Annotated in this window: 8 protein-coding genes; 7 read left to right on the top strand and 1 reads right to left on the bottom strand. The window is 49.4% G+C overall.

Annotated elements, in window-relative coordinates; all coding sequences use genetic code 11:
- Positions 1–379: 379 nt before the first annotated feature.
- The 7 genes from HMPREF3066_RS03380 (at position 380) to nqrF (ending at position 8,061) form a co-directional block, all read left to right on the top strand.
- Positions 380–1,801, top strand: coding sequence for a sodium:proton antiporter (locus HMPREF3066_RS03380; RefSeq protein WP_070440443.1), 1,422 nt, complete (start codon positions 380–382; stop codon positions 1,799–1,801).
- A 458-nt stretch (positions 1,802–2,259) separates the two neighbouring features.
- Positions 2,260–3,603 carry a Na(+)-translocating NADH-quinone reductase subunit A gene (locus HMPREF3066_RS03375; RefSeq protein WP_070440441.1) on the top strand — a complete coding sequence of 448 codons (1,344 nt, stop codon included), beginning with the start codon at positions 2,260–2,262 and terminating at the stop codon, positions 3,601–3,603.
- A 2-nt stretch (positions 3,604–3,605) separates the two neighbouring features.
- Entirely contained in the window at positions 3,606–4,838 is a 1,233-nt protein-coding gene (locus HMPREF3066_RS03370; RefSeq protein ID WP_016688235.1) for an NADH:ubiquinone reductase (Na(+)-transporting) subunit B, read from the top strand.
- Positions 4,831–5,607 carry a Na(+)-translocating NADH-quinone reductase subunit C gene (locus tag HMPREF3066_RS03365; RefSeq protein WP_009425722.1) on the top strand — a complete coding sequence of 259 codons (777 nt, stop codon included), beginning with the start codon at positions 4,831–4,833 and terminating at the stop codon, positions 5,605–5,607. Before HMPREF3066_RS03370 ends, HMPREF3066_RS03365 begins: the two co-directional genes overlap by 8 nt.
- Positions 5,607–6,233, top strand: coding sequence for an NADH:ubiquinone reductase (Na(+)-transporting) subunit D (locus HMPREF3066_RS03360; protein ID WP_003741088.1), 627 nt, complete (start codon positions 5,607–5,609; stop codon positions 6,231–6,233). Before HMPREF3066_RS03365 ends, HMPREF3066_RS03360 begins: the two co-directional genes overlap by 1 nt.
- A gap of 3 nt (positions 6,234–6,236) precedes the next feature.
- Positions 6,237–6,830, top strand: a complete 594-nt coding sequence (gene nqrE, locus HMPREF3066_RS03355) for an NADH:ubiquinone reductase (Na(+)-transporting) subunit E (RefSeq protein ID WP_003741087.1) — start codon at positions 6,237–6,239, stop codon at positions 6,828–6,830.
- 13 nt (positions 6,831–6,843) lie between these two features.
- Positions 6,844–8,061 carry an NADH:ubiquinone reductase (Na(+)-transporting) subunit F gene (gene nqrF, locus HMPREF3066_RS03350; protein WP_003741084.1) on the top strand — a complete coding sequence of 406 codons (1,218 nt, stop codon included), beginning with the start codon at positions 6,844–6,846 and terminating at the stop codon, positions 8,059–8,061.
- Positions 8,062–8,241: 180 nt separating this feature from the next.
- Here the strand turns inward: nqrF and coaBC are convergent, their stop codons facing one another.
- On the bottom strand, positions 8,242–9,432 hold the full coding sequence (coaBC, locus tag HMPREF3066_RS03345) for a bifunctional phosphopantothenoylcysteine decarboxylase/phosphopantothenate--cysteine ligase CoaBC (protein ID WP_070440439.1): 1,191 nt from the start codon (positions 9,430–9,432) through the stop codon (positions 8,242–8,244).
- Between the last annotated feature and the right edge of the window lie 199 nt (positions 9,433–9,631).

Raw genomic sequence — 9,631 nt, 5'->3', positions numbered from 1 at the left:
AAAGGTCGTCTGAAATTTTTCAGACGACCTTTAGCTTTTTATTTGCGTAAGGGCGGATTGTGTAAATTTTTGAAAGAATAAATCTAAAATTATATTTCGATAGTTTACATTGTTGTTGGGCTAGCGGTTTATTTCCAAAAGGATTTTGAAAATATGGTTGGTTGAATAGGGGCTTGAGGATTGGGAAACAAGGTAGGGCGGTCGGTTATTTTGACTGGTTTGGGGCGGGGTTTTCACTTACAATCAAACAAGGTTTACGTATGGCAACATTTCTCCGTTCAATGTCAGGATGGGTCGCAGGCGTTTTCTGTTTGACTTCTCGGCATTGTGCGGGCGTGTTTGTTCGGGCTTTTGTCTGTAAGAAAAACAAGGAAAAACAATGCGCCGCTTACCAATTTTATCCCTCATCTTATTCCCTACTTTGTCGCACGCTGCTGATTTTGACGGCGCGTCGCTCAGTCTGTTTTGGGGTGCGCCGTTTGCGTTAATTCTTTTGTCTATTGCGTTGGGGCCGCTCTTTTTCGCACATACTTGGCACCACCATTTCGGCAAGATTACGGCGTTTTGGACGCTGCTGTTTTTGGTTCCGTTCGCCGTTGTGTTCGGTTTCGGGGCGGGTGTGCATACGGTTGCCCATGCGTTGGTTGAGGAATATATCCCCTTTATCCTGCTGCTTTTGGCTTTGTACACGATTTCGGGCGGGATTTTGGTTTGGGGTAAGCTGCACGGTACGCCCGCGCTGAATACTGGGTTGTTGGCGGCGGGTACGGTGATGGCTTCCTTTATGGGAACGACCGGTGCGGCGATGCTGATGATTCGTCCGCTGCTGAAAGCAAATCATTACCGAAAGAAAAAAGTACATATCGTTGTATTTTTTATATTTTTGGTGGCAAACATCGGCGGCGGTCTGACGCCGTTGGGCGATCCTCCGCTGTTTTTGGGCTTCTTGAAGGGCGTGGATTTCATGTGGACGGTGAAACACATGTTGATGCCCGTATTGATCAGTACGGTTGTGCTGTTGCTGGTGTTTTATATTATCGACAGCCGCTATCACGCGCGTGAAACTACTGCGGAACAGGTTCAGCAGGAAGAGGAAGTCGAGGAAGATTTGCGGATTGCCGGTAAATGGAATTTTCTGCTGCTGGCGGGCGTGGTCGGTGCGGTTTTGTTGTCCGGCTTGTGGAAGCCCGATCATCCGGGATTTGAGATTTTGGGCAGCCACTATGCGTTGCAAAATTTGGTGCGCGATCTGATTTTGCTGGTGCTGACCATTGTTTCGCTGTTGATTACGCCCAAGCAGGTTAGGGCGGGTAATGAATTCAATTTCGACCCGATTGCCGAAGTGGGCAAGCTGTTTTTAGGTATTTTCATTACGATTTCCCCTGTTTTGGCGATTTTGAAGGCGGGCGAAGCGGGGGCGCTGGGTTCGGTGGTATCGTTGGTACATGATGCTTCGGGCAATCCGATTAATACGATGTATTTCTGGATGAGCGGTTTGTTGTCCGCATTTTTGGATAATGCGCCGACTTATTTGGTGTTCTTCAATATGGCGGGCGGCGATGCTCAGGCTCTGATGACGGGGCATTTGTTCCATTCGCTGCTGGCTATATCCATGGGTTCGGTGTTTATGGGCGCGCTCACTTATATCGGTAATGCGCCGAACTTTATGGTTAAAGCGATTGCCGAGCAGCGCGGTATCCCGATGCCGACTTTCTTTGGTTATATGATGTGGTCGGTAGGGGTATTGATTCCGTTGTTTATACTGCATACGCTGATTTTCTTTGTTTGGCAGTTGTTCTGATACTTGCCTGCCCTTAAAAGGTCGTCTGAAAACCTAATTCTTGTGATTCGGTTTTCAGACGACCTTTTTGTATTCTGACGCTTGTTTCGAAGGGATTAATTTTGGGCATCAATATTGTAACTTTAAATCAGGACAAGGCGACGAAGCCGAAGACATTACAAATAGTACGGCCAAGGCGAGGCAACGCCGTACTGGTTTAAAGTTAATCCACTATAATTTTATTGGAGGGCTGATTTGCGCGGGATTCGGGGCAGGAAGCTGGAAAAAATCTTCGTAAATCTGACATAAGGCGGGCTGTTCCTGCTAAAATCAAACATTTTACAGTTTTCATTTAATTGTTGTTTTCCGTAAGTAAGGCTTTACTTTCAGACGACCTCCCCATGCTTTGCCATTTCAAACGTCGTCTGAAAAGTTGGAACATTTTATTCTGTTTAACTCATCACAAGTAATGCAAATCTATGATTAAAATCAAAAAAGGCCTAGACCTGCCCATCGCGGGCAGACCAGAGCAAGCCGTTTACGACGGTCCGGCCATTACCGAAGTCGCGTTGCTTGGCGAAGAATATGCCGGTATGCGCCCCTCGATGAAAGTCAAGGAAGGCGATGCCGTCAAAAAAGGCCAAGTGCTGTTTGAAGACAAGAAAAATCCGGGCGTGGTGTTTACTGCGCCGGCTTCCGGCAAAATCGCTGCGATTCACCGCGGCGAAAAGCGCGTGCTTCAGTCGGTCGTGATTGCCGTTGAAGGCGATGACGAAATCGAGTTCGAACGCTACGCGCCCGATGCGTTGGCAAACTTAAGCGGCGAAGAAGTGCGCCGCAATCTGATTCAATCCGGTTTGTGGACTGCGCTGCGCACCCGTCCGTTCAGCAAAATCCCCGCGGTCGATGCCGAGCCGTTCGCCATTTTCGTCAATGCGATGGACACCAATCCGCTGGCGGCAGACCCTGTGGTCGTCATCAAAGAAGCCGCTGAGGATTTCAGACGAGGTTTGCTGGTGTTGAGCCGTCTGACCGAACGCAAAATCCATGTTTGTAAAGCAGCCGGTGCGGACGTGCCGTCTGAAAACGTCGCCAACATTGAAATACATGAATTCGGCGGCCCTCATCCCGCGGGTTTGAGCGGTACACACATTCATTTCATCGAGCCTGTCGGCGCAAATAAAACTGTTTGGACCATCAATTATCAAGACGTAATTGCCATCGGACGTTTGTTCGTAACAGGTCGTCTGAATACCGAGCGCGTGGTTGCTTTGGGCGGCCCGCAAGTCAACAAACCGCGCCTCTTGCGTACCGTTTTGGGTGCGAAGGTGTCGCAAATTACCGCCGGCGAATTGGTTGACGCGGACAACCGCGTGATTTCCGGTTCGGTATTGAACGGCGCGATTGCACAAGGTGCGTATGATTATTTGGGACGCTACCACAATCAGATTTCCGTTATCGAAGAAGGCCGCAGCAAAGAGCTGTTCGGCTGGGTTGCGCCGCAGCCGGACAAATACTCGATTACGCGTACGACCCTCGGTCATTTCCTGAAAAACAAACTCTTCAAGTTCACGACAGCCGTCAACGGCGGCGACCGCGCTATGGTTCCCATCGGTACTTACGAGCGCGTGATGCCGCTGGACATCCTGCCTACCTTGCTTTTGCGCGATTTAATCGTCGGCGATACCGACAGCGCGCAGGCTTTGGGTTGCTTGGAATTGGACGAAGAAGACCTCGCTTTGTGCAGCTTCGTCTGCCCGGGTAAATACGAATACGGCCCGCTGTTGCGCAAAGTGCTGGAAACCATTGAGAAGGAAGGCTGATTATGGGCTTGAAACATTTTCTGGAAAAAATCGAACCGCACTTCCTGCCGGGCGGCAAACATGAAAAATGGTATGCCCTCTATGAAGCTGCGGCGACGATTTTCTACACATCCGGTGCGGTAACGCGCAAAGCGGCGCACGTCCGCGACGCGCTCGACTCCAAACGCATGATGATTTTGGTGTGGCTGGCTTTGTTCCCCGCCATGTTCTTTGGTATGTACAACGTCGGCGCGCAGGCATTCGGCGCGCTGACGCCTGATTTGCTGCAACAAAGCATAGCCAACGACTGGCACTACGCCCTTGCCAACGCTTTGGGCATTAATATGTCGTCTGAAGCGGGCGTGTTGGGCAAAATGCTGTTCGGCGCGATTTACTTCCTGCCGATTTACGCGACCGTATTTGCCGTTGGCGGTTTCTGGGAAGTTTTGTTCGCCACCGTGCGTAAACATGAAATCAACGAGGGTTTCTTCGTTACTTCGATTCTGTTTGCCTTAATCGTTCCGCCTACGCTGCCTCTGTGGCAGGCCGCCTTGGGTATTACCTTCGGCGTGGTGGTTGCGAAAGAAGTGTTCGGCGGTACGGGTAAAAACTTTATGAACCCCGCGCTGGCAGGTCGTGCCTTCTTGTTCTTCGCCTATCCTGCGAATATTACCGGCGACACCGTTTGGACGGCGGTTGACGGCTATTCCGGCGCAACTGCGCTGGCGCAATGGGCAGCACACGGTTCGGAAGGTCTGAAAAATGCTGTTACCAATCAATCCATCACTTGGATGGATGCGTTTATCGGTAACGTGCCCGGTTCTATCGGCGAAGTATCCACTTTGGCGCTTTTAATCGGCGGCGCGTTTATCGTTTTTGCCCGCATCGCTTCTTGGCGCATTATTGCCGGTGTGATGATCGGTATGATTGCCATGTCTTCGCTGTTTAATGTTATCGGTTCGGACACCAACCCGATGTTCAGCATGCCTTGGTACTGGCATCTGGTCGTCGGCGGCTTCGCCATCGGTATGCTGTTTATGGCGACCGACCCTGTTTCTGCTTCCTTTACCAATGTCGGCAAATGGTGGTACGGCGCGCTAATCGGTGTGATGTGCGTGTTAATCCGCGTGGTCAATCCGGCTTACCCTGAAGGCATGATGTTGGCGATTCTGTTTGCCAACCTGTTTGCCCCGATTTTCGACTATTTCGTCGCACAAGCGAACATCAAACGCAGAAAGGCGCGCAGCAATGGCTAAGAAATTCGATAAAGACAGCTTCAGCGGCACGCTGATTGTGGTGTTGGCGGTCAGCCTGATTTGCTCGGTCATCGTGGCGGGCGCGGTTGTCGGCTTGAAACCGGTGCAGGAAAAACAAAAGGTTCAGGACAAGCAAAGCTACATCCTGAGCGTTGCCGGTTTGCTCGATAAAAATACCGACATCAGCAAAACCTTTGCCGACCGCATCGAACAACGCGTGGTCGATTTGGCGACTGGCGAATATGTGAAAGACGCGCCGAAAGACTTCAGTGCGCGCGTTGCCGCCAAAGACCCCGCGCAAAGCATCCAAATCAAACCTGAAGACGATTTGGCAGGCATCAAAAGCCGCGCCAAATACACCGAAGTTTATTTGGTAAAAGGCGATGACGGCAAAGTCAGCCAAATCATCCTGCCTATGCACGGCAACGGTTTGTGGTCAGTGATGTACGGCTTCGTCGCCATCCAACCAGACGGCAATACCATCAACGGCATCACCTACTACGACCAAGGCGAGACTCCGGGCTTGGGCGGCGAAATCGGCAATCCGTTGTGGCAACAAAAATTCGTCGGCAAAAAACTCTTTGACGAACAAGGCAAACTTGCCCTGCACGTCGGCAAAGGCGCAGGTTCCGATAAAGAACACGGCGTAGATGCACTCTCCGGTGCATCGCTGACTTCCAAAGGCGTACAAGGCTCGTTCGACTACTGGTTCGGCGAAAACGGCTATATCCCCTACCTGAACAAATTGAAATCAGCAGGAGCACAATAATGGCTGATATGAAACGCTTGAAACATTTAATGTTTTCACCCTTTATCGACAACAACCCGATTGCCTTGCAGGTTTTGGGTATTTGTTCGGCGCTGGCGGTTACCACCAAACTTCAGACGGCCATCGTGATGGGTATTTCCGTCAGTTTAGTAACCGGTTTTTCCAGCTTCTTTATCTCGCTGGTGCGCAACTACATCCCGAACAGCATCCGCATTATCGTGCAGATGGCGATTGTCGCGTCGCTGGTTACGCTGGTTGACCAATTATTGCAGGCCTATGCCTACGAATTGTCCAAACAGCTCTCTGTATTCGTCGGTCTGATTATTACCAACTGTATCGTGATGGGTCGTGCCGAAGCCTTCGCCATGAAAGAGCCGCCGCTGGAAAGCTTGGTAGACGGTATCGGTCAAGGTGCGGGTTACGGCATGTTGCTGATTATCATCGCCAGCATCCGTGAATTGATCGGTTCGGGCAAACTCTTTGGTTACACCATTTTCCAAACCGTACAGGATGGCGGCTGGTATCAAACCAACGGCCTCTTTCTGCTGGCACCGAGCGCGTTCTTCATCATCGGCTTTTTGATTTGGGGTTTGCGCACATGGAAACCCGAACAGGCGGAGAAATAAGACATGGAACACTACTTAAGCCTTTTTGTGAAATCCGTCTTCATTGAAAACATGGCGCTGTCCTTCTTCTTGGGCATGTGTACTTTCTTGGCGGTATCGAAAAAAGTATCCACCGCATTCGGCTTGGGCGTTGCCGTTACCTTCGTACTCGGTCTGTCCGTCCCTGCCAACCAGCTCGTTTACTCGCTGCTCAAAGACGGCGCGATTGTCGAAGGCGTGGATTTGACCTTCCTGAAATTCATCACCTTCATCGGCGTGATTGCGGCTTTGGTGCAGATTTTGGAAATGTTCTTGGACAAATTCTTCCCCGCCCTCTATAACGCGTTGGGTATTTACCTGCCGCTGATTACCGTAAACTGCGCGATTTTCGGTGCCGTTTCGTTTATGGCGCAACGCGAGTACAACTTCGGCGAATCCGTCGTGTATGGTTTCGGCGCGGGTTTGGGCTGGATGTTGGCGATTGTCGCTTTGGCGGGCATTACCGAAAAAATGAAATATTCGGACGCACCCAAAGGCCTCAAAGGACTGGGCATCACCTTCATCTCCGCCGGCCTGATGGCGATGGCGTTTATGTCGTTCTCCGGCATCCAGTTATAAGAAAGGATTCGGCATGGAAATTATTTTAGGTATCGTGATGTTTACCGTCATCGTCTTGGCTTTGGCACTGATGATTCTGTTTGCCAAATCCAAGCTGGTGAGTGAAGGCGACATCACCATCAAAGTCAATGATGAAAAAGAGCTGACTATGCCCGCCGGCGGCAAACTGTTGGGAGCGCTTGCCAGCCAAGGCATCTTCGTTCCCTCCGCCTGCGGTGGCGGCGGTTCGTGCGGACAATGCCGCGTTGTCGTGAAAAGCGGCGGCGGCGACATTCTGCCGACCGAGTTGTCCCACATCAGCAAACGCGAAGCACGCGAAGGCTGCCGTCTGTCTTGTCAGGTTAACGTCAAAACCGACATGGACATCGAAGTACCGGAAGAAGTGTTCGGCGTGAAAAAATGGGAATGCACCGTCATCTCCAATGACAACAAAGCCACGTTCATTAAAGAACTCAAGCTTGCCATTCCTGAAGGCGAAGAAGTTCCCTTCCGCGCCGGCGGCTACATCCAAATCGAAGCCCCGCCGCACACCGTTGCCTACAAAGACTTTGACATTCCTAAGGAATATCACGAAGACTGGGACAAATACAATCTGTGGCAATACGTTTCCAAAGTGGACGAGCCGATTTTGCGCGCCTACTCCATGGCTTCGTATCCAGAAGAAAAAGGCATCATTATGCTGAACGTGCGTATCGCCACGCCGCCTCCGCGCGTACCCGATGCGCCTCCGGGACAAATGTCGTCCTACATTTGGTCGCTCAAACCCGGCGACAAAGTAACCATCTCCGGCCCGTTCGGCGAATTCTTCGCCAAAGACACCGATGCCGAAATGGTATTCATCGGCGGCGGTGCAGGTATGGCGCCGATGCGCTCCCACATTTTCGACCAGTTGAAACGTTTGAACTCCAAACGCAAAATCACCTTCTGGTACGGCGCACGTTCCAAACGTGAAATGTTCTATGTTGAAGACTTCGACCAACTCGCAGCAGAGTTCCCGAACTTCACATGGCACGTCGCCTTGTCCGACCCGCTGCCGGAAGACAACTGGGACGGTTACACAGGCTTCATTCACAACGTGGTTTATGAAAACCATCTGAAAAACCATGAAGCACCGGAAGACTGCGAATTCTATATGTGCGGCCCGCCGATCATGAACCAGTCCGTCATTAAAATGCTCAAAGACTTGGGCGTGGAAGATGAAAACATCCTCTTGGATGACTTCGGCGGTTAAAATTTGACCTCAAATGCAAAAGGAAGAAACTTCGGTTTCTTCCTTTTTTTGTTTAGATTAAAGATGAAGGTCGTCTGAAAACAGGGAAACGGGTTTCGTTAAAATTTTCAGACGACCTTTGGACTTTTCAGGAAGATAGCATTGTTCTCACTTATGTTGAGAATTATTTGGCTATATTGTTCATGATGAACGATTCAGACGAGCTGTAAGATGTTTGACAATGTTATCTGCTGCTTGACGTTTATCTGTTTCTGGGAATGAAATCTCATTTTCGTCATCAATAATGGTGATTTGATTAGTCGTTTTTCCCATTGACTGGGAAATTTGATTTGCAACCAGCATCGGGATATTTTTCCTGATTCTTTTGACTTTGGCATACTCTAGGACGCGTTCGCTTTCAGCAGCAAACCCAACACAAAAGGGAGGGTTAGGTAAAGAAGCAATGGAAGCGAGAATATCAGGGTTTTCCGTTAATTCGATAACAGGAACTTTACCGGAACCATCTTTTTTCATTTTTTGGGAACTGCTATTTTTCACCTTATAGTCAGCAACAGCTGCAACGGAGATAAATACATCTTGGTTGGTAATATGATTGTGAACAGCACGGAACATTTCTTCAGCACTTACGGCTTGTTCTGTATGAAAAAGCCCGGTTGGAATAGTAGTTTGGAGTTGCCCATAAATCAGAGTTACTTTAGCCCCTGCAGCCCTGCATGCCCGTGCTAAAGCCATACCCATCTGTCCGCTAGAGATGTTTGTAATACCGCGTACGGGGTCGATGGCTTCAAACGTTGCTCCGGCTGTAATTAAAATACGTTTGCCTAATAAGATTTTAGGTACCCATAAGTCGGAAATTAAATCAGCCAAATCAGCTGCTTCAAGCATTCGGCCAAGTCCAATTTCCCCACAGGCCTGTTCGCCATACGCCGGCTGGAAGACGGTAATACCGTCTGAACGCAGCTGTTCGATATTGCGCAGATTGGCAGGGTTGTTCCACATTTCTACATTCATGGCGGGAGCAACTGCTAAAGGACATTTCCGTGCAGCAACAAGATTGGTCAGGAGGTTATCGGCAATGCCATTGGAAATTTTTGCAATCGTATTGGCTGTTGCAGGAGCAATGACCAGTGCATCTGCCTCACGTGTTAAATTAATATGAGCCATGCCATTTCCTAAGCCATTTTCATGCATATCAGTTAGAACAGGATTTCCGCTTAAAGCCTGAAAAGTCAGTGGTGAAATAAATTCGGTTGATGTTTTGCTCATTACCACACTGATTGAATGCCCCTGTTTTTTCAGCAAGCGTACCAACTCGCAAGACTTATAAGCGGCAATGCCGCCACTAATACCCAAGAGAATATGTTTACTCATGATTAAAATACATGTTCAAAATAGGTTTATACTAACATGGATAAAGAGTAAACAAGCAATTTTGAGGAGAGTCTATATATGTCAACGAGGCGATGCGATATTCGGGAGGGTAAATATTTTCTGAATGAGCAAGATTGGTAAAATATGATGCGAGATTGAATAACATAAGGAGACCTTTGCAAAATTCCCCAAAATCCCC

Source organism: Neisseria sp. HMSC03D10 (assembly GCF_001807625.1).
Taxonomy (GTDB): domain Bacteria; phylum Pseudomonadota; class Gammaproteobacteria; order Burkholderiales; family Neisseriaceae; genus Neisseria; species Neisseria mucosa.
This window is presented reverse-complemented; position numbering and strand designations above follow the sequence as displayed.

What these genes read in the sequence shown, in the direction of transcription:
- HMPREF3066_RS03380 (WP_070440443.1), top strand. Translation starts at nt 380, where the DNA reads ATGCGCCGCTTACCAATTTTATCCCTCATCTTATTCCCTACTTTGTCG.
- HMPREF3066_RS03375 (WP_070440441.1), top strand. Translation starts at nt 2,260, where the DNA reads ATGATTAAAATCAAAAAAGGCCTAGACCTGCCCATCGCGGGCAGACCA.
- HMPREF3066_RS03370 (WP_016688235.1), top strand. Translation starts at nt 3,606, where the DNA reads ATGGGCTTGAAACATTTTCTGGAAAAAATCGAACCGCACTTCCTGCCG.
- HMPREF3066_RS03365 (WP_009425722.1), top strand. Translation starts at nt 4,831, where the DNA reads ATGGCTAAGAAATTCGATAAAGACAGCTTCAGCGGCACGCTGATTGTG.
- HMPREF3066_RS03360 (WP_003741088.1), top strand. Translation starts at nt 5,607, where the DNA reads ATGGCTGATATGAAACGCTTGAAACATTTAATGTTTTCACCCTTTATC.
- nqrE (WP_003741087.1), top strand. Translation starts at nt 6,237, where the DNA reads ATGGAACACTACTTAAGCCTTTTTGTGAAATCCGTCTTCATTGAAAAC.
- nqrF (WP_003741084.1), top strand. Translation starts at nt 6,844, where the DNA reads ATGGAAATTATTTTAGGTATCGTGATGTTTACCGTCATCGTCTTGGCT.
- coaBC (WP_070440439.1), bottom strand. Translation starts at nt 9,432, where the DNA reads ATGAGTAAACATATTCTCTTGGGTATTAGTGGCGGCATTGCCGCTTAT.